The organism is Janthinobacterium sp. GW822-FHT07A03 (assembly GCF_058798815.1).
Map to the genome: position 1 here is coordinate 20,402 of NZ_JBXAKW010000016.1, position 21,060 is coordinate 41,461.

Below are 21,060 nucleotides of genomic sequence, written 5' to 3' on the forward strand. Positions count from 1 at the left end.
CGCCTCCTGATGTGATGTTCAAGCAAATCCATCGCCTGCTCCAGTTGCCCGGGCGTCTGATCCGCCCGCAGCAGAAAAGTCAGCGCCCCGGGACCTTCCCCCGCTTGCGCCAGCGCCAGCACGCCCGCCGCGCGCAAGGCTGGCTGCAAGTGGGCGCGTCCGGGCAGGCGCTGCACGGGAAAGCTGCCGCCCCGGCAAGCGATGCCGGCCGCCGCCATTCCCGTCCGCCATTGCGCCACCCTGTCCGCCAGCCTCGCGCGCAGGGCGTCGCCATGGCGTGCATTGAGCGCCATGGCGTGCATTGAGCGCCATGGCCCGCTGCGCGGCGGCCAGCACGGCGGCCGAAGGCGGACTGGCATGCACGCGCGTCTGGCTGTGCGCCGCGAAGCGCCGCAGCAGGGCGCCGCTGCCGGCCAGCACGGCCAGCGGCACGCCAAAGCCCTTGGCCAGCGAGGCGCCAACGATCAGGTGGCCGCCCGCCTTGTCGTACGCGCCCCGCAAGCCGTGCAGCCGCGCCGAGCCGCCGCCTTGCGCGCCCGCCACGCCCAGCACCTGTGTGTCGTCCAGCAGCAGGTAGCCGCCGCCCTGGCGCGCCAGGGCCGCATAAGCGGCCAGCGGCAAGACCTGTTCGCTGCCCGGCACATAGCCGTCGGCCAGGATCAATGGACGCCGCCCCTGCCGGCCCCAGGCCGCCACCAGGCGCCGCAGCGCCCCCATCTCGCCGCTGGGAAACAATCGCAGCGGCAAACCCAGCGCCTGCGCCCGCTCGGCGCCCCAGCGCGCGATGGCGTAGCTGCCGCCATCGACGAGGATCACCAGCCGCTCGGCAGCCAGCATGCCGAACAGGTCCCAGAACAGGTGCAGGGTCGACGGCAACACGCAGGCAGCCTCGCAGCCTTGCAGGGCAGCCAGGCCCGCCGCCAGGACTTGCGCACCAGGAGGCTCCTGCAATGCGGCCGGCTGGCCCAGGGTCAGGCTGCTCCACGGCATCAGCTGAGCCGCCGGATGGCGCATGCCCAGGTACAGGGCACTGGTAAAGTCGAGCATGCACGCGCCCCGCTCCCGCCCTAGACGCTGCGCAACTGCTGGCTCAGGCGCTGGCGCAGCAACACCGAGGGCATGGTCGATTCGACCACCGGGTCGCTGCTGTCGACGGACAAATCAACCCCGGTGGCGGCGCGGTAGCCGTGGATATAGCCTTGCACTTGCGGCCGCCAGAAGCGCGCCCAGTTGAACGCCTGGGTCGGTTCATAGATGTCGCTCCAGTTGCCGTAGCGCACAGACAGCAGCAATTGCTCGCCAAAGATAGCCAGGTTACGGAAATGCATCACGCTCGTGTCCGTCCAGCCCTGCAGTTTCTTCATGGCATCGACCCGGTCCATCCACGGTTCCGGATACGCCACCATCACGCGCGTCGGCAAGAATTCGCGGAACTCGGGGCGCGCCAGCATCCATTGCTGCATCAGCATCTCGATGCGCGCCGTCGACGGCAAGTCGCCGAACTGGTTGTGCGCGCCCTGCGACAGGATCAGGTGGATTTCCTTCAAGGCATTTAGCACGGGAAAGGCATCCGCCTTCACGGTGGTGTCGTCATCCTGCTTGTAGAACGAGGTCAGCAGGCGCAGCAAATGGTGGAAGGCTTCCAGGAATTTCGAGCGGCTGTCGGCTGGCCGGAAGTGCTGGACCGCCTTGCCGTCCAGGCGCACGCCGTAATGGTGGTCGTACTCGTAGTTGCGGCGCATCACCGTCAAGCGGTGCTGTTCATCCTGCGTGTATCCCCAGAGTAAATTATTCAGCGGCCGCAGCATGTCGATTTCCGTGTTCGACAGGGGATCGAGATGGTTGCCCGGCGCGCGCAGGTTCTGGAAACGCTGCGCGATGGCATTCATGGTCTGCACCAGCATGCCCTCTTCATGCCAGTACGACCAGATCAGTTCCAGCAGGCAAGGATTGGCCAGCTTTTCCTGGATGATGCCAAAGCACAGGTCGACCTCGCCTTCCTGCCCCCTTGGGATGCTGATGGGGATATCGGGCAGCTTGCGGCGGATCACGGCCAGGTAGGGCAAGGTCTGGAAGCCGTCGATGTTTTCCAGGTAATCGTTGCGCAGCACGGTTTCCAGGTCGCGCCCTTGCGGTATGTCGCGCCGGTCCAGGTAGGCGTTGTCCTCGGCCGGATTGAAGGCCAGCGGCTGGTTCAGCACGCCGCAATTCACCATCACGAACGCTTCCGTCGCCACTTTCAGCACGCGGTAGGAGTCGGAATCGGAAAACGGCAATGCGCGGCGCTGCTTGAGCTGCTGGAACATGTCGGCCTTTTTCACGAAGCGTTCCTGCTCGAAGCCCCGCACACTGGCCAGGTCGCCGCAAAACAGGCTGTCCATGAAATGCAGGTAATTCGTAAACGACATCGCCTCGGTGCTGTTGCGTATCAAGGTCCACAGCGGCAAGTCTTCCGTCGGTTCCGTTTCCGTGCGCGTCAGCGATACGCCCACATTGCCGGAGATGGGCTGCGGCTGGCGCTCTTCCGTCTCGTATTCCGCATCCAGCGCCAGCATGGCGTTCGGGCTCAGCCCCTCCGGCACGGGCAAGGCGCCGCGCAGTTCGGGCCGCTGCGACAGCATCATCTGCGCCATGAAACGGTGCATGCCGGCGCGCCGCACGGGCGTGGAAAACGCGTTCGGCGTGCCGCGTATGGGTACCCACGGCGAGGCGGCCAGCACCTGCACCTGGTCGCGCCCGTCGGCGCTTTGATCGCCGTCAAACGAGACGCTGGCGATGGCACGGTCGCCCACCCTGCCGAACTGACAGTCGCTGGGATGGCAGTCGGCCGTTTCAAACGCCAGCGCCACCTGGGGATTGAGGTGCGGCTTGAAGCACAATACGGCACTGCAGCCTGCCTGCACCGTCACGCACTGGGGCGGCGTAGCGGGGAAATTGCCATACACCCCCACGTAGCTGCCCGTCGTCAGGTCGGCAAACACGGTGCTGCCACGCCCATCCGTCCAGCGCACGCCCACCAGCATGGCGGGATCGGGCACCCAGGTGGCGGCATTGAAGTTGTGGCAATCCGCCTCGGCTCCCCGGTACAGGCTGATGGCGGCATTGACGACCATGGCCCCGCTGTCCTGCTCGTGTACGGTGACAGCGATGCTGCCGCCATGGTGTTTCGGACCCGCCTGGCCCGCCCCCCTGTTCTTGCCGCCCATATTGCTGCTCATCTTGCTGCTCATGTCATTCTCCTCAATGGATAATCAAACGGGATACCAAGGGCGGCAGCGGCCTGCCGGACTGGCGGCCATGCCGCACGACATCGGCGCACAGCTCCGACGTGTCCAGCGTGCTGCGCAGGGCCCAGTGGGTCAGCAAACGCCCCAGCAGCTCGCTTTCATCTTCCGGGCTCAAGGTGCCGCTGGCGCGCGCCTGGCCCAGCACGGCGAATACCAGGGTCGGCGCGGCCTGGTACATCTGCGCCGGCGCCAGGGTCCAGCTGCGAAACAGCTGCGCCAGCATGGCCGGCTGGCGTGTGTGCACGGCCATGGCTTCGGTCAGCGAGCCGCCGCGCAAGGCCGGCGGCCGGTGCTGCACCAGCAAGCCCACCAGCGCCGCCATGCTGGCCTGCAGCTGCGCCAGCAGCCGCTGCCGGGCCGGCGGCAGGCCGGTCAGCGGGTAGTACGACAGCCACAGCTGCTCCAGCCGGTTCCATTGCGGATGCGGATACAAGGCGCGCCCCATGGCACAGCTGAGGCGCACCCGCAGCCAGGGCACCGGATGGGGATCGTCGATATTGAGGCGGAAGACAAACACGCGCGGCAGGCTGACCACGCCGATCAGGCCCAGGGTGGCGGCCACGCCGACCCGTGCCAGCGACCAGAAATCGGCCACGATTTCGGAAATCCAGCGTTCCCACAGCTGCCACACGTGCACCAGCCCGCTGCCGCCATGCTGCATGGCTTGCAGCACGGGCCGCAAGGACGCCACCAGGTCCAGCAGCGCCGCGCCCTGGTGGCCCACCTCGTGCACCAGCGACGAGGCGATGCTGCTGCCGATCATGCGTTCGCGCGGCAGGCGGATGATGGCGACGGGATTGTCGCCGCCGCCCGGCAGGCGCGTGCGCGCGCGGCGGATGGCCGCGCCCGGCCCCCGGTCCAGGTAGCAGATCACGGGCGGCGCCTGGTACACATTGCCGGGCAGCGCCAGCGCGTCGGCGGCGACGATGTCGAGCCCGGCCAGCCAGACGCCCGTCTTGTGCTCGCTGCGCTGCGTGATGACCTCGTTGAACAGGTCGAACTGGGTCAGCGCGGCATTGAATTTCAGGCGCAGGAAGGTGAAGCGGCGCTGCGCCTCGGCGGCGGTGGCCATGCTGGCGCCATCGGCGTGCTCGCGCCGCAGCCAGCGCTGGAACTGGGCCACCATGCGCCGCAATTCGCGCCGTCCCTGCACCAGCTGGCTTTCGATGGCCGACTGGGCGCTGGGCATCAGGGCGGCCGCCAGCACCGTCGGCTCGATCAGCGCGAATGGTTCCAGCCGCGCCAGCCGCGTCAGCAGCGAGCGCGCCTCCTGCGCCAGCATCCAGGCAGCGTAAGCGCCGATGGCCATGATGTCAGACGCCGTACAGGACGATTTTATGGCCCTGGCGCGCCCAGCGCCCGCTGGACGGGCGCATGCCCGCCGAGCCCCTTGCCGCGCCGCCCTGCGCCATGGCCCCGCCCGCAGCGGCGCCGCTGCCGTTCTGTGTGGCGACCTGGCTGCCGGGGCGGCCCAGCAGGCCGGGCGCGAACTGGCGCGCCGCCGCGCTGGCGGCCGCCTGGGCGATGGCGCGCGGGTCGCCCGAACCGCGTGCCTGCGCGGCGCGGTTGACGGTGTCGGCAGCCAGGCGCACGAACTGCTTGGCACCCTCGAATTCGCGGTCTTCGTTCGACGACGCCTCCGCTTCCAGCCCCAGCGCATTGCCGGCGGCCGAGGCCAGGCCGCTGCCGATCTTGGCCCCCAGCGGGCCGCCGAAATAGCCGCCGATGGCGCCGCCGGCCAGGGGAATCGCCTTTTTCGCTACGCCCTTGAGCACGCCGCCGATGGCTTGGCCCACGGGCGACTTGATGATGCCGCCCGCCACCGAGGCGGCCTTGCGCAGGAAATTGCCGAGAAACTGTTCCAGTTCGGCTTCATTGCTGACCGACAGCAGTTCATTGGCAAGTTCCATTTCTTCGGCCTCGGAAAACATGGCGTTCGCGCCACCCTCGCCGCTCCACTCGCCTTGGCCAAACTCGAACTGTTCCGCTTCAAAGCCGGACATTTCCTGCCCGTATTCCAGGGTCGTACGATCTATGTCATGCATGATGAGCTCCTAAAAGTTAGCACCTCTGTTGACACTACAGTGCCGGACGCACTGGCCGTCCGGCTAACAATCGAGCACGACGATGTGCCCGCCCTCGCGGCGCCAGCGGCCACCGTCCCGCCCTGGCGATTGCGCCGCCTGCCTGAGCAAGCCTGGCGCCACGCTGCGTGCCACTTGCAACAGGGCCGTTTCCACCCGCGCCCTGGGCGCGCGCGCGCCCGTGCCGGCGTCCTGCGCCAGCGCCGTATTGACGGCATCGATCAGATGCACGACCTGGCGCGCCAGTTCGAATTCCTTGTCTTCCGGGCTCAATCCCTCCAGTTCCATGCCGAAGATGCCGGCAGCGCGCCGCTTGAGCGCCTGCGGCGAACCGCCATGCAAGGGCAACAGGGGCGCCACCAGCTTGTCCAGCAGCTGGCGCAGCGGCCCTTCCAGCGGCGTGCCGCGCACTTGCTGGCCCGCCGCCGTGGCGCCCAGCTGGCGCGCCAGGAAAGCGTCGAACTGGGACGGCGCCTGCAATTCCAGCAACTGCGCCGCCAGTGCCAGCTCATCTTCGTGCTGCAGGGACAGCACGCCCGGCGCTTCCGGCAATTCCATTTCGGGACGATAGGCGAGCAGGCGGCTGGTCATGACGGGCTCCGGTGAAGGACGGACGGGTGGTCCATGCCTCCCTGACGCAAGGGCCATGCCAGTCAAACGAGGGGAAAGAACGGGGCGGGCGGCGAACGGCGTTTCGCCGATGGGATAAAAACCATGGTTTCCGGCGAAGCGAGTTTCGTTGTCAAGATGAGCTTTCAAACAAGCTTAATTGGCAGGAATGATTACGTCGCCTATCCGCCACAGTGCCCGCGATCGGCAAAAAATATTTTTTATTCTTAAAAAATAAAGTTCGCGCTACCGTACCGAAAATGGCATCAACGCCACGCCAACGTCCGGCAAAAATAAACGTGGCCAACACGTAAATAGTTAATTGAAAACAGTATTTTGGTAGGCAAGGCCTACAATTAGCGGGCTAGAATTTGATTGCCTGAAAGAAACTAAATGACTGACTCTATTTTGCGCCGTTTGCTGGCCGCCATCTTGTTCAGCCTGCTTTCCGCCTGCGGCGGCGGCGGCGACAGCAAGACCGGCTCCACCCAGAACCCGGACATCTCGGTCGTGCCGCCAGCGACCGCCATCCCCGGCGATCCGGCAGCCCCCGGCACCACCACGCCCGGCGACACCATCGCGCCGCCGCCCCTGACCACGCCACCGGCCGGCCAGGCGGCCACCACCTTCACGCGCCAGGAGGCGTCGCGTTTCCTGGGCCGCGCCACGTTCGGCCCCGACATGGCGGCCATCGATGCGCTGGCCGCCAGCGACAGCGACGCCTGGTTCAAGGCCCAGTTTTCCAAGCCGCAAACTTTGCACCGCAAATATATCGACGCCATGCTGGCGGCGCAGGCGGCCGGCGGGCAAAAAGTGGGTTTTACGGGGATGTATGAAACCTTCTGGCAGCAGGGTATCCGCGGCGAGGATCAATTGCGCCAGCGCATGGCCTTCGCCCTGTCGGAAATCTTTGTCATTTCTATGCAGAATGAGTCCGTGCGGCCACAAGTGCGTGGCGTAGCCAGTTATTACGACATGCTGGGCCAGCGTGCCTTTGGCAACTTCCGCGACCTGCTGGAAGGCGTGGCCCTGCATCCGATGATGGGCATGTACCTGTCCCACCTGCGCAACCAGAAGGAATCGGCCACGCGCACGCCCGATGAAAACTTCGCCCGCGAAGTGATGCAGCTGTTTACCATCGGCCTGTACCAGCTGAATGCGGATGGCAGCCTGAAACTGTCCGGTGGCAAGCCCATCGACACCTACACGCGCGACGACGTGGCGGGCCTGGCGCGCGTGTTTACCGGCTGGAGCTGGGCCGGTCCCGACCAGAGCGCCGCGCGCTTCTATGGCAGCACGATCGATCCCGACCGCGACTGGAAGCCGATGCAGAACTACGCGGCCTTTCATTCCAGCGGCGACAAGCGTTTCCTGGGCCAGAGCATTTCCGGCGCCAGCAGCGGCCAGGCGGACCTGAAACTGGCGCTCGACACCCTGTTCAATCATCCGAACGCGGGACCGTTCTTTGCCCGCCAGCTGATCCAGCGCCTGGTCAGCAGCAATCCCAGCCCCGCCTACGTGGGCCGCGTGGCCGCCGCGTTTGCCAACAATGGCAGCGGCGTGCGTGGCGACATGCAGGCCGTCATCCGCGCCGTGCTGCTCGATCCCGAGGCACTGGCCCCAGGCGGCACCACCTTGCGCACGGGCAAGTTGCGTGAGCCACTGTTGCGCCTGGCCGGCTGGATGCGCGCCTTCGATGCCAGGCCTGCCAGCGGCCGCTACAGCATCTATTACCTGGACGACCCTTTGAGCGGCCTGGGACAGAGTCCGCTGAATCCGCCCTCCGTATTCAGTTTTTTCCGCCCCGCCTATACGCCGCCCAACTCCGCGCTGGCCAGCGCGGGCCTGGTGGCGCCGGAGCTGCAGAACACGGCCGAGCCATCGGTGACGGGCTATCTGAACTTCATGCAGGAAGCCATCAATAGCGGCGTGGGCGACGGCCGCGACATCAAGCCCGACTACACGCGCGAACTGGCACTGGCCGCCGATACGGGCGCCCTGCTCGACCGCATCGACCTGCTGCTGATGCATGGCAGCATGCCCGCCAGGCTGCGCGGGCAAATCCTGACCGCCGTCAATGGCATCAGCATCCCCGCGGCCACGGCCAGCAATGCCGCGCAAGTGGCCACGGCCCAGGCCAACCGCGTCAAGCTGGCCATTTTCCTGACCATGGCCTCGCCGGCCTACCTGGTACAAAAGTAAGAGCGATCACATGCAAAACTTCCCATTTTCCCGCCGCCGCTTCCTCGGTTCCATGCTGAGCCTGGCCGGCACCACGGCCGCGCCGTTCGCCATGAACCTGGCCGCCATGGGCAACGCCGCCGCGCAATCGGCCGGCGACTACAAGGCCATGGTGTGCCTGTTCATGGCAGGCGGCAACGACGCCTTCAACACGGTGCTGGCCACCGATCCCACGTCATGGAGTGAATACACGCGCCTGCGCAACACGGGCGCCGCCGATTCCATCCATCTGCCCGGCGTAGGCGAGACGGGCGGCGTATTGCCCATCGTGCCCGCGACTGCGCAAACGGGCCGCGCCTTCGCCCTGCATCCCCAGCTGGCGCCCCTGAAAGACCTGTTCGACAATGGCCGCGCTGCCGTCGTGGCCAATGTGGGCACCCTGATCCAGCCCGCCACCCTGGCGCAGTACAAGGCCGGCAGCGTGGCCTTGCCACCCAAGCTGTTCTCGCACAACGACCAGCAATCGACGTGGCAATCGGGTTCGCCGGAAGGCGCCAGCACGGGCTGGGGCGGGCGCATCAGCGACGTGGCCGGCGCGGGCAATACGAATGCGATGTTCACGGCCATTTCCGCCGCGGGCAACACCATCTTCCTCAGCGGACGCCAGGTACGCCAGTTCCAGGTGGGCCAGTCGGGTGCCGTGCCCATCCGCGGCCTGAGCGGCAGCCTGTATGGCAGCACGGGCGGCGCGGGTGCCTTGCAAGCCATCATCAACGATGCGGGCAGCGACCTGATCGAACAGGAACACGTGGCCGTGGTGCAGCGCGCCATTTCCAGCCAGAGCATCCTCAGCGGTGCCATGCTGGCCGCCGGCGCGGGCGGCGTGCCCAATCCCCCGCCCTACGTCAATCCGAACACAGGCGTGTCCGGCGTCAATCCGCTGGCCGTGCAATTGCAGACGGTGGCGCGCATCATCGGCGGGCGCGGCCCTCTGGGGGCGAAACGGCAAGTGTTTTATGTGACCCTGGGCAGCTTCGACACGCATGACCGGCAAAAAGTGCTGCATGCCGACCTGATGGCCCGCCTGGCCCATGCGCTCGCGTATTTCGACAGTACCCTTGCCTCTTTGCAAGGGGCCGACCTGCGGCGCCAGGTGACGACGTTTACGGCGTCGGACTTCGGCCGCACCTTCAGCAGCAACGGCGACGGCACGGATCACGGCTGGGGCGCCCACCACTTTGTCGTGGGCGGCGCCGTGAAGGGCCGCGACATCTACGGCGCCTTCCCCGTCACGGGCCTGGGCCATGAGCTGGACGTGGGTTCCGGCGCCCTGCTGCCGACCACCTCCGTCGACCAGTACGGCGCCACCCTGGCAAAGTGGTTCGGCGTGGCCGACAGCCAGCTGGCCGAGGTGTTTCCGAACATCGGCAACTTCAGCCGGCGCGACCTGGGTTTCATGACGACAACTTAACCGTTCACGGCGATCGTCAGGGTGACGACGTAGCCATCCGTGGCATTGCCCGTCACCGTGGCCATCTGCAGGCTGGTGCCGTCGCTGAAGACATTGTCGGTGGCATAGCTGATCTGCGCTAGGTTGCGCACGCTGGCCGTGTAGCCGCTGGCCGTATAGGCCTCGTTCAATGTTGCCATTGGGAACGTGAACTGCGACGTCTTGATGCGGCTCGCGGCACTCGCCGCCTTGGCCAGGCTGGGATACACCTCGACATGCACGTGCGGCATGCGCCCCGCGTAGCAGCCGGGAAAGATGGTCGTAAAGGCCAGGTTGCCGGCGCTGTCCGTTTCCTGCACGCCGCGCAGGTAATTTTGCCCCGTCACGCCGCTCGAATACAGCGAATACAGGCCTTCCCGGTCGCAATGCCACAGATAAACAGCGTAGCCGGCCAGGCTGGCGCAGCCGCCGCTGGCATTGAGCAGCTGCAACTTGATGGTGAGCGGCACGCCCGCCGCCACCCCCGTGGCGCCATTGAAACTGGCGCGGATATCGCTGCGCACCACGCCCGACTGGTTCAGCACGTTGATGATGCTGCCGCCATTCGTGTTGCTGCCATCGGCCGGATACGGCCCGCCAGTTTCCTCGGGAATCACCGTGCAGGCGCCCGTGGCCGGTAGCGTGACGGTGCCGGCGCTGCCGGAAGTGTCCGTGCTGGCAGCGCTGCCTGCGGCCATACTGCTGGCGTCCGTGCCGCCGCCGCAGCTGATCAGGGGCAAGGTGGCGGCGCCGGCCAGCAGCCAGCGCAGGACTTGCCGCCGCTCAAACGCCTGTCGCCGCATCATTTCGAGGTCGGATGCCAGACCGTGATCATGTAACTCCATACATACTCCATCAAGTGGGGCAAGCCCGCCAATGCCGGGTTCATGCTGGCGCACAGGAACAGCGCCTGAGTCGCATGGCGCGAAAGCGCCTTCCTGGCGGCCATGGCGAGCTTGCGTTCCATGGTTCAGGCCGTTGTATTGACCAGGTTGCCGCTGGCGGACAGGCTGCCGCCCGCATTTGCCGCGCCCAGGCTGCCCGACAGCGCCTGCAGGAAACTGCCCAGTTTGCTACTGCCGCTGCCCTCATCGCCGCCCAGCGCGCCGAGCAGGCTGGCAAAGCTGGACTGCAAGTCCGTCACGCTGCTGTCCGCGCTGTCGCTGCTGTTGCCGCTGCTATCGCTGCCGGACGAGGACAGTTTTTGCAGCAGGCTTTGCAAGTCCGACTCGATATTGCCGGGGCCGCCAGTGCGCGCGCCACCGGGCGGCGGCCCGGAAGGCGGTTCGCCGCCCTCCTCTTGCCCGCCAGCACTGCCGCCGCTCTGCGCATGCAGGCTGCCCATCAGCTGGTGCAGGAAGGCGCCCAGCGCCTGGCCCACGTCGCCGCTGGCGGTGGTACCGCTCGTTTCGCTGTCACTGCTGCTGGCGTCGACGGACACGCCGATCGATGAAAGGGCGCTGCCAATGGCGTCGAGAAATGCGCCATCGTCTGGCTTTGGCGGCCGCGTGCCGCCCACGCCGCTGGCGGCGCCGGTATTGCCGCCGCCCAGGCGGCTGAACGCGCTCAGCTGGCTGGCGGCGCTGGTCGAACTCAAGGCACTGATGCTCATGGTCAATCTCCTGTCGGTTATAGGGCGCGATGCGGGCCGGGGCGGCTGTCGCGCCGCTGCTGCGCCTGCTTGCGCTGTTCCGGCGTCAGCACGGCCAGCAATTGCTGCTCCAGCCGCGCCTGCTGCAAGCTGATCGCCGCCATGGCTTGCGCCGCCGTGCTGGCCAGCGCGCTGGCCTTCGCATCGTCGTAGGCGCTGGAGGCGGCCAGCTCGCGCAACTGCGCATGGGCCTTGAAGGCGATCTTTTCCTGTTCCCGCAGCAAGGGCGCCTGGGCATAGGTGGCGGCGAAGACCTTGTCCTGCTGCACTTCGCTCAATTCGATGCCGCGCAGAAACGGCGGCAAGCCGGGCGCGCCGGGTCCGCCTGGGCCGTGGCCGAAGCCGGGCGGCGGCCCTGGCATGGCGCGCGGCGGCGGGCCGTCCGGTGCAGCTTCCTGCTGGGCCAGGGCAACCAGCGGCATGCTGCAGGCGCACAGCAGCAACAGGGACAGGAGAATACTCAGGTGTTTCATCGGGCTTTCCTTTCGTGACGATCAGCCCTGATTGTCGGCGTCTGGAGTGTAAAGCAACGTTAGGGCGGCGTAAAAGCGTGTAAAGGAAGGGGCGGGAGTGTAAGCAGACGTATGTAAAAGCGGGTAAAAGGACCCTGAAGCGCCCCTGTTGACTGCTATCATCGGGCGATATTCACCCGAAAAAGCACAGGCATGAGCAAGGTTTTGTTAATCGATGACGACGTGGAACTGGTCGGCATGTTCCAGGAATACCTGACGCAGGAAGGTTTTGACGCCCGCGCCGTGCATGACGGCGAAAGCGGCGCCGCCGAAGCGCTGACGGGCCTGTACGCCATCGCCATCCTCGACGTCATGATGCCGCGCATGAATGGCCTGGAAACCCTGCGCCGCATCCGCGCCGGCAGCAACCTGCCCATCCTGATGCTGACGGCGCGCGGCGACGACACGGACCGCATCGTGGGGCTGGAGCTGGGCGCCGACGATTACGTGACGAAACCGTGCACGCCGCGCGAGCTGACGGCGCGCATCCGCGCCATTCTGCGCCGCGCGCAAGCGGCGCCGCACGACAGCTCGGGCATGGCGCCGCTGACCGTGGGGCAACTGACGATGTGGCCCGAACAGCGCCGCATTTCCTGGGCCGGCACGCACCTGGAGCTGACGAGCACGGAATTCAACTTGCTGGAAGTGCTGGTGCGCCATGCCGGCAAGCCCGTGAGCAAGAATCAACTGTCCGAACTGGGCCTGGGCCGGCCCATGGCCCGCTTCGACCGCAATATCGATGTGCACTTGAGCAGCCTGCGCCGCAAACTGGGTACCCTGGCCGACGGCCGCTCCTGTCTGCAGACCGTGTACCGTCTCGGCTACCAGCTGATCAAGGAGTAAGCGTGGGGCGCCTGTTCTGGAAGTTTTTTCTGTGCATCATGCTGGCGCAAGTGACGGCCACCATCGGCATCGGCGGCACGTTCTGGCTGAAAAACCGGGCGGCGCAGCAGGAACGGGCGCTCGACATCGACACCAGTCCGCCCGCGCAAATGATCATCGAGGCCGCCAGCGCCACCCTGGAAGCGGGCGGCAGCCAGGCCTTGCGGCAATTCCTGGGCAAGCTCGAGCGCATGCGCGTGTTTGCCGTCGATGCGCGCGGGCAAGAACTGATGGGCCGCGCGGTGCATCCCGCCATGCTGAGCAAGGCGCGCGCCATGCTGGAGCAAAGCCAGCCCCATCCCGTCGTGCGCACGGTCACCGGCAGCGACGGCCAGCGCTATCTGCTGTTCCTGCCCTCGTCCGAACGCTTCCGCAATGCCGAGGCAGGCGCCGCGCGCGACACCCTCAACGCCGTCACCCTGAGCGGTCCGCGCGCCATGGGACCCGGTCCACGCCCCAACGAAGCGGGCACGGCGCCACCACGCGGCGAATTCGGCCGCGGCATGCCGCCCGGCCCGCGCATGGACAGTCCCTACCGCACCTTCATTCCCCTGGGCGCCGCCATCGCCGCCAGTCTGCTGTTCGCCTTCTTGCTGGCCTGGTATTTTGCGCGCCCCATCCGCGACCTGCGGCAAGCGTTCGAGGCTGCTTCGCACGGCGACCTGGCGCCCCGTTTTCACGCCAGCGGCAAGCGCGGCGATGAATTGACGGACCTGGGCCGCGATTTCGACCGCATGACGGGCCGTTTGCGCAATCTCATGGAGAGCCAGACGCGCTTGCTGCATGATGTGTCGCACGAGCTGCGCTCGCCGCTGGCGCGCTTGCAGGCCGCCATCGGCCTGGCGCACCAGCAGCCGGACAAGATGGACGCCTCGATGCAGCGCATCGAGCGCGAAAGCGAACGCATGGACAAGCTGATCGGCGAGCTGCTGACCCTGTCGCGGCTGGAAGCGGGTGCGGGCTCCCCGCTCAGCGAAGACGTCGACATTGCCGAGCTGCTGCACGACATTCTGGAAGACGCCCGCTACGAAGCGAAGGCGCGCCAGGTGGACATCGTCCTGGCGGGCGACGCGGCCAGCGCCGGCGCCGCTGTCACGGGCCGGCCCGAACTGCTGGCGCGCGCCGTGGAAAACGTGGTGCGCAATGCCGTCAAGCATGGTCCCGATGGCGGCACGGTGGAAGTGAAGCTGTCGCGCCTGCATGACGGCAAGCAGGATCTGCTGCGCATCGCCGTGCTGGACCGCGGCCCCGGCGTGGCCAGCGCCGACCTGGCCAGTATTTTTCAGCCGTTCTTCCGCGCCAGCAATACCCAACACAGCACGGACGGCCACGGCCTGGGCCTGGCCATCGCCCAGCACGTCATCGGCGCCCATGGCGGCCGCATCGGCGCCAGCTTGCGCAGCGGTGGCGGACTCTGCGTGGAAATGTTGTTGCCCGTCAAAACGCCAGGCTGAGCTGGCGGCGAGTATTGCCCGAGATTTGCTTACGCCTGGGTATCGATGATGCTGCCCAGTGTGGAGGAGGCGGACTTGGCCGGGCCGACCGCCGTGTCGGTGCTGCTGGCCGTCTGCGTATCCTGTTGCGCCGCCTGCTGCGCGGCAGCAGCTTGCAACTGAGCAATTTGCGCCTGCAAGGCCTGGATCTGCTGCGCCAGCTGCTGCTGCAGCTTTTGCGACGCTTCCGTCTGCTCGCCCTTCTGCGACTCCGTCAACTGCTTTTGCGCCGCCGTAATCTGCTTTTGCAGCGCCGCGATCTGCGTACTGCTGCCCGCACTGGCGCTACTGGCCGCGCTGACTGCGCTGCCGGAACCGATTGCCGCTACCATACTGCCTCCCTGATTATTCAATACCTTATTATCGGCGCGCAAGGTACTCAATACAGGGCGGCAAGTGTAAAGGCGGGTAAAGGCATGTAAAGACGCCGCGCGCACCATCCAATTGCACACCGGCAAGAAAAACTGGCACACTGGCGCTTCCTGCCTTGACCACGACCCATGATGATGACGCCCCTGCTGCCCGCCCTGCCCGACCTCGTGCCCCGCCTGCGCTGCGGCGTGATCGAGTTTCCCGTCCACCACATGCGTGGCGGCACGTCGACGGGCCTGGTCTTGCACGGGGCCTGCGTGCCGGCCGAGCAAACGCTGCGCGAGGAATTGCTGCGCCACCTGATGGGCGTGCCCCAGTCCGGCCGGCAGCCGGGCAACCGGCAAATCACGGGCCTGGGTCGGGGCACGCCCACCAGCAATAAAGTCTTCCTCGCCGAGGTGGAACAGCATGCGGGCCAGCCGCGCCTGGTCAGCACCCTGGCCCAGCTGGCTGGCGAGCATGGCGATATCGACTGGAGCGTGAACTGCGGCAATATGTCGTCCGCCCTGCAACTGTGGGGACTGGACAGCGGCGTGATCGAGGCGCTGGCCATCGGCGCACACAATATCGATATCCGCAACACCAACACGGGCGTCATCACCACCTCGCGCATGGCGCGCGAACTCGATGGCAGCTTTACGGCCGCCGGCATTCCTGGCGTGACCGGCAACTTCCCCCGCGTGGACCTGTTCCTGCGGCAGCCGGCAGGCGCCAAGACGGGTAAATTATTGCCAACAGGCAATGTTCAGGATATGGTGCACGGTTATGCGGTCTCGTGCGTGGATGTGGCCGTGCCCATGGTCATCGCGCCAGCGAGCCAGTTCGGCAAGACGGCGCACGAGTCCGTCGCGGAACTAGAAGCGGATACCGCGTTCATGCAGGCGATCCGCCGGGTGTGGAGCGCGGCGGGACTACTGATGGGCTTGCGCAAGCGCGATGGCGGGTTGATGACCTTGGAAGAGCTGGAACGCAGCGAAACCATCCCCAAGTTCTGCATCGTGGGGCCGGCAGCGGGAGAGGGAAATATTGCGGTGCGTTACTTTACGCCGCAGGCGGGCCACGCCTCGCTGGCCGTCTCGGGCGGCTGCTGCCTGGCGGCCGCTTGTCTGATACCGGGCACGGTGGCGCATGCGCTGGCGCGCGGCGTGCCGCCAGTCAAGCAAGTGGAGACAGAGATGGAACTGGGCATAGCCAACCCGGCCGGCATCCTGGACACCACCATCGTGGCGCGCCAGGACGGGGCGACGGGCAACATCGCCATCGGCGGCGCGGCCTACCGGCGCAGCGCGCAAATCTTGCTGCGCGGCCATGTTCCACTGTACCAGGCGTCCGCCGCGCTGAAAGCGTGGCTGCTGAAACAGATTTAAAGCAGGAGCGGCGCCCTGCCCGTTCAAGCAATCAATCAGGTCTTCGGCAGGGTCACGCCCACCTGGCCCTGGTATTTGCCGCCGCGGTCCTTGTACGAGGTTTCGCACACTTCGTCGGATTCGAAGAACAGCACTTGCGCCACGCCTTCGTTGGCGTAGATTTTCGCCGGCAACGGTGTCGTATTCGAAAACTCCAGGGTCACATAGCCTTCCCATTCCGGTTCGAACGGGGTGACGTTGACGATGATGCCGCAACGGGCATACGTGCTCTTGCCCAGGCAAATCGTCAAGACGTTGCGGGGAATGCGGAAATATTCTACCGTGCGGGCCAGCGCGAACGAATTCGGCGGGATGATGCAATAGCCCTTGCCCGACACGTCGACGAAGTTATTCGCGTCAAAATCCTTCGGGTCGACGATGGTGGTGTTGATGTTGGTAAACAACTTGAACTCGTCGGCGCAGCGGATGTCATAGCCATAGCTGGAGGTGCCGTAGGAAACGATGCGGTTGCCGTCGCGTTCCTTGACCTGGCCCGGTTCGAACGGCTCGATCATGCCCGTTGTTTCCGCCATGCGGCGTATCCATTTATCGCTTTTAATCGTCATCGCAGGGGTATCTTTCTAGAATATCGAATGGCTGGGGCGGCGCGCCAGGTGCAGGCGCGGCCCGAATGGCAGGATTTTACGCGAAAATCCGCCGCTGTTGGCCCCCATCCCCTGAAAATCCTTGGCGGAAGACTATTGTTTCGCCAGCAATGCCGTGATCATCTCGCGCACCACTTGCGCCGTCAGTTCCGGGTTTTCCATGGGAAACAGATGGCCGCCCGGCACCTGGCGGAAAAACTTGCCGACCAGCTTGCGCGTGGCCGTCAAGCCCGCCTGGCGGCATTCCACCGATTCCGTGCCGCCAATAAAGCCGATGGGCACCGGCAAACCATCCTTGACGAGGCCGCCGATATGGTGCGGCAAGCTGCGATAGACCTGCGTTTCCACTTCGCGCGTAAACCGCAGCTGCACCCCGTCCGGATGGGGAACCAGGCCGCTGTCGATGTAGTCGCGCAAGACTTGCGGCGCCCAGATGGCGAACATGTCCTTGGCCGCGAAGTGTTCATACGCGGCTTGCGCGTCGGGCCACAGCTTGCGCCGCCGGGCGGAAAAGCGGGCGGGAGAGTAACGCTCGCCCAGCGCCGTGTTGCGCGCCAGGCGCACCAGCAAGGCGCGCCAGCCCGCCACCACGGGCGAATCGAGCAAGACCACGCAACGCACCAGGTCGGGCCGCTGCTTGGCCACCATCACGCTGAGCATGCCGCCCAGCGAATGGCCGACGAGGATCACGGGCGCGCTGTAGCGGCGCTCCACGTCGTCGATGTACTCGCGCACCAGCTCGGGCCAGCCCGTGCTGACGGGATAATCCGGGTCGTGCGCATGCATGTCGAGCGCCTGCACGGTGTAGTGCCGGCCCAGCAAGCCGAACAGCTTGCGGTAGGTGCCGGCAGGATAGCTGTTGGCGTGGGCAAAGTGCAGTTGCGGGAGGGTCATCGTGGGACGAGGCCGGTGAATGCGATAGGCAATTGTAATGGCATGCCGGCAAGACGGATCAGAGGAAGGCCTCTAATTTCCGAGGTGGCAGCGGGCACGCTGGTGCCATGCCGGGCACGAACGAGGCCAGTACTTCGCCCAGCTCGGCGTTGGAATCGACCACGCAAAAAGCCTCGTCAAACGCGTGGTGACGGTTCATGGGATTGCGCACGACGATGCATTCCAGCCCGGCGGCCCTGGCGGCGCGCAAGCCGCGCGGCGAGTCTTCCACGGCCACGCAGTCGGCGGCGGCCAGGCCCAGGCGCTGCAAGCCCAGCTGGTAGCCGTCGGGCGCCGGCTTGCTTTCGCCATACATTTCGCGCGTCAGCACGAAATCGAAGTGGCTGAGCAAGCCCGTGGCCGCATGGCTGATGCGGAAATGTTGCTCATAGGCGCTCGTCACCACGCCCATGGCCACATGCGGGCGCAGCGCCGCCAGCACCGGTGCGATGCCGGGGATGGCCAGCTGGCGCGCCTGGCGCAGGCGTTGCGCAAACAGCTCGGTGCGCTCGGCCCGCAGGCGCTCGACCAGCTCGATGGCATGGCCCTGCCCCAGCAGCAGATGCCAGGCGCCGTAGTTATTGTCCAGGAACCAGTCAAAGAATTGCTTCGGCGTCAGGTCTATGCCGTAGGGTAAGAGCAAGTCGCGGTTGCTTTCGTAAAACAGCTGTTCGGTATCGACCAGCACGCCATCGTTGTCCCACAGCACGCCCCGGATGGTTTTCATGGCTTGTTGTCGTTCAAAAACTTACTTGAAGAAGATGTCGTAGGACAACTTCACGATCAGCAGCACCAGCAGCACGAGGAAGAGGATGCGCACGAAGGCGGCGCCGCGGCGCACGGCGATCCAGGTACCCGTCAGGGCGCCCAGGATGTTGCACACGGCCATCGGTGCGGCCACCGCATACACGACGTGGCCGGCGGGAATGAAGAAGGCCAGCGCGGCCACGTTGGTGGCGATATTCACCAGTTTCGAGCAGGCCGAGGCGAGGATGAAATCGAAGCCGAAGACGCGGATGAACAGGAAAATCAAAAAGCTGCCCGTGCCCGGCCCGAACAGGCCGTCATAGAAGCCGATGGCGCCGCCGATGACGATGGCCAGGATGCGCTCACGCGGGCCGATGGGGCGCGCTTCGCGCGTCGTGCCGAAATCCTTCTTGATGAAGGTATAGATGGCCATGATGATGATCAACACCAGCACCATGGGGCGCACCACCTGCTGCGGCACGTAGGACACGGCGGCCGCGCCGATGAAGGACATGACGAAGGCGCTGGCCACGGCCGGCAGCACCAGCAGCCAGGGAATGTGCACCTTGCCGACAAACGAGCGGGCGGCAAACGTGGTGCCGCAGGCGGACGCCAGCTTGTTCGTGCCCAGCAGGGAGGTCGAGGCCATGTTCGGCATCAGGTTGAACAGGGCCGGCAGCTGTATCAGCCCGCCCCCGCCCACGGCGGCATCGATCAGGCCGGCAAAGAAGGCAAATAAACACAGCAGCGAGATGGTCAGCATGATAGGCAATGGGGAATGGGCGACAGCGGCAGTATAGGCGTCAGACACTTTTTCCGATGCAACTTCAAATTGCGGAAAACGCAATCAGGCGTAACGCTTGACGGAATGCGCCCCGTGCGGTCTACTGGCCTCTTTTGCCGGGAGTGACGCGATGTCGATGAAACTGATGTGGGAGATCCGCGCCTTTTGCACCGTGGTGGAAAAGCGCAGCTTCATCCACGCGGCGCGCATGCTGGGACGCTCGCCGTCGGCCGTCACGCGCGCCATCCAGTTCCTTGAAGAAGCCATCGGCGCCGAGCTGATCCTGCGCACGCAAAAGCAGTTCACCCTGACGACGGCCGGCGAAACGTATTACGCGTCGGCCAGGCACTTGCTGGAAACGCAGGCCGAGGCGGAAGAGCAATTGGCGGAATTGAGCAACTCGCCGCAAGGCTGGGTGCGCATCTCGGCGCCGGAAATCCTGTCGCTGGGCTTCCTGCCGAAAGTGGTGGCGCAATTTTCGCGCGACTACCCGAATGTGTCCGTCGATATCCACTTCTCGGACAAATCGATCGACCCCATCCAGGAAAAGCTGGACTTTGCCATCCGCGGCGCCTTCCCCCAGTCGAGCGAGCTGATCGGCTATCCCCTGTGGAACTACCGCCGCTACATGTACGCCTCGCCCGGCTATATCGCCCGCATGGGCGCGCCGGACGAACCGGAAGAGCTGGCCGGCCACGACATCATCATGCACTCGGCACCCCGCATCCTGCGCGACTGGCATTTCGTCTCGGCTACGCGCAACGTACGCTACCAGGTGCAGCCCCGTTTCCGCTTCACTTCCGGCATCGCCACCTTCCAGGCGGCCCTGGAAGGCGCCGGCATCGTGCGTCTGGCCAGCTGGCTGGCGGAACCGGCCGTGGCGGCAGGCACCCTGCGCCGCGTCTGCACGGCGTACCGGCTGACTTCGTCGAAGGAACTCGATCCCAGCATCCATGCCGTGTACGGCACGTCACGCATGGCCAAGGGGGCAAGGCTGTTCCTGGAATACGTGCGGCAGCGGGGGCTGGAGATACCGGACGAGCGGCATAGCTGACGCCTGCGCCCGTGAACGGCCGCTATGACCTGATGCGAACAGAAACAGGCGTATTGAGGACCCGCGCCACATCATAGATCGGCGCGTTGCCACGAAACGCTATCGCGATGAGCTCCAGCGGCGCCACGGTGCCATACGCAATAAAGGTTTCCACATATCCCTCCGAACCCACATGGTGGTATGCCACCTCCTTCGCTTTCGCCAGCGGCGCCGGCCCGACAACGGCGGATCCGTGAAATCGAAAAATCAGCACGCCTCCATTTCTTTCCGCCTGCGAAAGCGCGCCCTGCAATTCCTGCGACAGCGTCACATAGTCGAAAGCGCCTTGCAGCACCCGGTGCTGCACGATCGCCTCGGCGGTTGGCAGGTCCGTCACATGAAACAGATACGGATGCTGAAGACGTAGCGCCGCCGGTAATTTCCGCCCCCGCAAGTCATATGACAGCGTCTTCGACGGCTTGCTTTGGGAGCGGATCCGTGACTCGAAGCTGATCACCGGCACGGCCGCCTTTTTCCTCCAACTAAACAGACCCATCTTCACCCTTTCAGTATCATCCAGGCAGCGCCGGGGCTGCCAACCCATGACAGATATATACCATTAATGCAGCCGCGTCCGCTAGCGCCCCTGCCAGTAGCGCGGCCGGGTGGCCCGATACTGCGTTACATCAATATTGTCGCCAAACTCCAGCACCACCGCCCCCGTCACATCCGTGCGCAGCCGGACAATGCCCATGTCGCCATAGCGCGCATACACTTGCGCCTTCGGATGTTTATAGCGGTTCCGGTGTCCCACCTGGAAGATCGCCAGACTCGGATGCACGGTCTGCAAAAACGCCGGTGTCGATGAGGTGCCGCTGCCGTGATATCTCCCCCAAAAAAGTGTTGCGTAAGCCGGACACGGTTTTGTAAGATAGAATCCGCGCATCTTCAGCCTTAAGTGCTCGCAGACTTTGCGCTTTTTGCAATGCGGT

The 21,060-nt window shown here is 65.5% G+C and carries 23 protein-coding genes; 6 read left to right on the forward strand and 17 right to left on the reverse strand.

The genetic code is table 11. The annotated features are described in order from the left end of the window. Window positions 1–18: 18 nt before the first annotated feature. The 6 genes from AC1RJW_RS28395 to AC1RJW_RS28420 form a co-directional block, all read right to left on the reverse strand. On the reverse strand, window positions 19–1,047 hold the full coding sequence (locus tag AC1RJW_RS28395; protein WP_493047895.1) for a PLP-dependent aminotransferase family protein: 1,029 nt from the start codon (window positions 1,045–1,047) through the stop codon (window positions 19–21). A 20-nt stretch (window positions 1,048–1,067) separates the two neighbouring features. Beyond that, window positions 1,068–3,230, reverse strand: coding sequence for a hypothetical protein (locus AC1RJW_RS28400; protein WP_493047896.1), 2,163 nt, complete (start codon window positions 3,228–3,230; stop codon window positions 1,068–1,070). A 10-nt stretch (window positions 3,231–3,240) separates the two neighbouring features. Then, a complete protein-coding gene (locus AC1RJW_RS28405) occupies window positions 3,241–4,566 on the reverse strand; it encodes a hypothetical protein (RefSeq protein WP_493047933.1) in 1,326 nt (441 codons plus the stop codon). Beyond that, window positions 4,539–4,604, reverse strand: coding sequence for a GlyGly-CTERM sorting domain-containing protein (locus AC1RJW_RS28410; RefSeq protein WP_197678704.1), 66 nt, complete (start codon window positions 4,602–4,604; stop codon window positions 4,539–4,541). Before AC1RJW_RS28410 ends, AC1RJW_RS28405 begins: the two co-directional genes overlap by 28 nt. Next, on the reverse strand, window positions 4,601–5,332 hold the full coding sequence (locus tag AC1RJW_RS28415) for a hypothetical protein (RefSeq protein ID WP_493047897.1): 732 nt from the start codon (window positions 5,330–5,332) through the stop codon (window positions 4,601–4,603). Before AC1RJW_RS28415 ends, AC1RJW_RS28410 begins: the two co-directional genes overlap by 4 nt. Window positions 5,333–5,395: 63 nt before the next feature. Continuing rightward, entirely contained in the window at window positions 5,396–5,962 is a 567-nt protein-coding gene (locus AC1RJW_RS28420; RefSeq protein ID WP_493047898.1) for a hypothetical protein, read from the reverse strand. A 411-nt stretch (window positions 5,963–6,373) separates the two neighbouring features. On the opposite strand from AC1RJW_RS28420, the gene AC1RJW_RS28425 reads away from it, so the two are divergent. After that, entirely contained in the window at window positions 6,374–8,182 is a 1,809-nt protein-coding gene (locus AC1RJW_RS28425; protein WP_493047899.1) for a DUF1800 domain-containing protein, read from the forward strand. Window positions 8,183–8,192: 10 nt separating this feature from the next. Then, a complete protein-coding gene (locus tag AC1RJW_RS28430) occupies window positions 8,193–9,632 on the forward strand; it encodes a DUF1501 domain-containing protein (RefSeq protein WP_493047900.1) in 1,440 nt (479 codons plus the stop codon). Here the strand turns inward: AC1RJW_RS28430 and AC1RJW_RS28435 are convergent. The 4 genes from AC1RJW_RS28435 to AC1RJW_RS28450 are packed head-to-tail and all read right to left on the reverse strand — an operon-like array spanning window position 9,629 to window position 11,774. Beyond that, complete coding sequence (locus tag AC1RJW_RS28435; RefSeq protein ID WP_493047901.1) at window positions 9,629–10,495, reverse strand: dioxygenase family protein; 867 nt, start codon at window positions 10,493–10,495, stop codon at window positions 9,629–9,631. The two genes, AC1RJW_RS28430 and AC1RJW_RS28435, sit on opposite strands and share 4 nt — an antisense overlap. Continuing rightward, window positions 10,453–10,617, reverse strand: a complete 165-nt coding sequence (locus AC1RJW_RS28440) for a hypothetical protein (RefSeq protein ID WP_493047902.1) — start codon at window positions 10,615–10,617, stop codon at window positions 10,453–10,455. The genes AC1RJW_RS28435 and AC1RJW_RS28440 overlap by 43 nt, the downstream gene beginning before the upstream one ends. Before the next feature lie 3 nt (window positions 10,618–10,620). Then, the gene (locus AC1RJW_RS28445) at window positions 10,621–11,262 is read right to left on the reverse strand and encodes a hypothetical protein (RefSeq protein ID WP_493047903.1); all 642 of its coding nucleotides are present in this window, start codon (window positions 11,260–11,262) and stop codon (window positions 10,621–10,623) included. A 17-nt stretch (window positions 11,263–11,279) separates the two neighbouring features. After that, window positions 11,280–11,774 (reverse strand): Spy/CpxP family protein refolding chaperone, encoded by a 495-nt coding sequence (locus tag AC1RJW_RS28450; protein ID WP_493047904.1) that lies wholly within the window; start codon window positions 11,772–11,774, stop codon window positions 11,280–11,282. Window positions 11,775–11,966: 192 nt separating this feature from the next. Between AC1RJW_RS28450 and AC1RJW_RS28455 the strand changes: the two genes are divergently transcribed. Both AC1RJW_RS28455 and AC1RJW_RS28460 read left to right on the forward strand, forming a co-directional pair. Further along, on the forward strand, window positions 11,967–12,656 hold the full coding sequence (locus tag AC1RJW_RS28455; RefSeq protein ID WP_493047905.1) for a response regulator transcription factor: 690 nt from the start codon (window positions 11,967–11,969) through the stop codon (window positions 12,654–12,656). Between the two features lie 2 nt (window positions 12,657–12,658). After that, on the forward strand, window positions 12,659–14,149 hold the full coding sequence (locus AC1RJW_RS28460) for a sensor histidine kinase (RefSeq protein WP_493047906.1): 1,491 nt from the start codon (window positions 12,659–12,661) through the stop codon (window positions 14,147–14,149). Window positions 14,150–14,178: 29 nt separating this feature from the next. Here the strand turns inward: AC1RJW_RS28460 and AC1RJW_RS28465 are convergent, their stop codons facing one another. Continuing rightward, window positions 14,179–14,520 carry a FlxA-like family protein gene (locus AC1RJW_RS28465; RefSeq protein ID WP_493047907.1) on the reverse strand — a complete coding sequence of 114 codons (342 nt, stop codon included), beginning with the start codon at window positions 14,518–14,520 and terminating at the stop codon, window positions 14,179–14,181. A 168-nt stretch (window positions 14,521–14,688) separates the two neighbouring features. Here AC1RJW_RS28465 and AC1RJW_RS28470 point away from each other — a divergent pair, with 168 nt between their 5' ends. Beyond that, entirely contained in the window at window positions 14,689–15,927 is a 1,239-nt protein-coding gene (locus tag AC1RJW_RS28470) for a PrpF domain-containing protein (RefSeq protein WP_493047908.1), read from the forward strand. Between the two features lie 35 nt (window positions 15,928–15,962). Here the strand turns inward: AC1RJW_RS28470 and dcd are convergent, their stop codons facing one another. The 4 genes from dcd to AC1RJW_RS28490 form a co-directional block, all read right to left on the reverse strand. Beyond that, window positions 15,963–16,532, reverse strand: coding sequence for a dCTP deaminase (gene dcd, locus AC1RJW_RS28475; protein WP_034755486.1), 570 nt, complete (start codon window positions 16,530–16,532; stop codon window positions 15,963–15,965). A gap of 132 nt (window positions 16,533–16,664) precedes the next feature. Further along, window positions 16,665–17,465, reverse strand: a complete 801-nt coding sequence (locus tag AC1RJW_RS28480) for an alpha/beta fold hydrolase (RefSeq protein WP_493047909.1) — start codon at window positions 17,463–17,465, stop codon at window positions 16,665–16,667. Window positions 17,466–17,523: 58 nt separating this feature from the next. Beyond that, complete coding sequence (locus tag AC1RJW_RS28485) at window positions 17,524–18,231, reverse strand: HAD family hydrolase (RefSeq protein ID WP_493047910.1); 708 nt, start codon at window positions 18,229–18,231, stop codon at window positions 17,524–17,526. Between the two features lie 21 nt (window positions 18,232–18,252). Beyond that, window positions 18,253–19,014, reverse strand: coding sequence for a sulfite exporter TauE/SafE family protein (locus AC1RJW_RS28490; protein ID WP_034756294.1), 762 nt, complete (start codon window positions 19,012–19,014; stop codon window positions 18,253–18,255). 151 nt (window positions 19,015–19,165) lie between these two features. Between AC1RJW_RS28490 and AC1RJW_RS28495 the strand changes: the two genes are divergently transcribed. Next, entirely contained in the window at window positions 19,166–20,089 is a 924-nt protein-coding gene (locus tag AC1RJW_RS28495; protein WP_493047911.1) for a LysR family transcriptional regulator, read from the forward strand. Window positions 20,090–20,111: 22 nt separating this feature from the next. On the opposite strand, the gene AC1RJW_RS28500 is transcribed toward AC1RJW_RS28495, so the two are convergent. After that, on the reverse strand, window positions 20,112–20,624 hold the full coding sequence (locus AC1RJW_RS28500; protein WP_493047912.1) for a hypothetical protein: 513 nt from the start codon (window positions 20,622–20,624) through the stop codon (window positions 20,112–20,114). Window positions 20,625–20,705: 81 nt separating this feature from the next. Continuing rightward, the gene (locus AC1RJW_RS28505; RefSeq protein WP_493047913.1) at window positions 20,706–20,909 is read right to left on the reverse strand and encodes a hypothetical protein; all 204 of its coding nucleotides are present in this window, start codon (window positions 20,907–20,909) and stop codon (window positions 20,706–20,708) included. Between the last annotated feature and the right edge of the window lie 151 nt (window positions 20,910–21,060).